Below are 302 nucleotides of genomic sequence, written 5' to 3' on the forward strand. Positions count from 1 at the left end.
CCTGACATAGCCGAGTGGCGCCAGCACGGCGTCGTAGAAGGCGCAGGCGCGCTCGATATCGGAAACGCCGAAAGACAGATGATGAAGCATGAGTCGGTTCGCCATCGCCGCAGGCACGGCCCTGCCCCTGTCTCTTATACACATCTCCGAGCCCACGAGACTCTAGGCGCGATCTCGGATGCCGTCTTCTGCTTGAAAAGGGGGGGGGGGGGGGGGGGGGGGGGGGGGGGGGGGGGGGGGGGGGGGGGGGGGGGGGGGGGGGGGGGGGGGGGGGGGGGGGGGGGGGGGGGGGGGGGGGGGGG

At 73.8% G+C, this 302-nt stretch carries 1 pseudogene; it reads right to left on the reverse strand.

Features of this window, described 5'->3' with window-relative positions:
• Window positions 1-90, reverse strand: a pseudogene (locus tag JHD80_RS28960) (VOC family protein); the annotation flags it as partial.
• Window positions 91-302: the final 212 nt, after the last annotated feature.

Source organism: Allobosea sp. ASV33 (assembly GCF_016428755.1).
GTDB lineage: Bacteria > Pseudomonadota > Alphaproteobacteria > Rhizobiales > Beijerinckiaceae > Allobosea.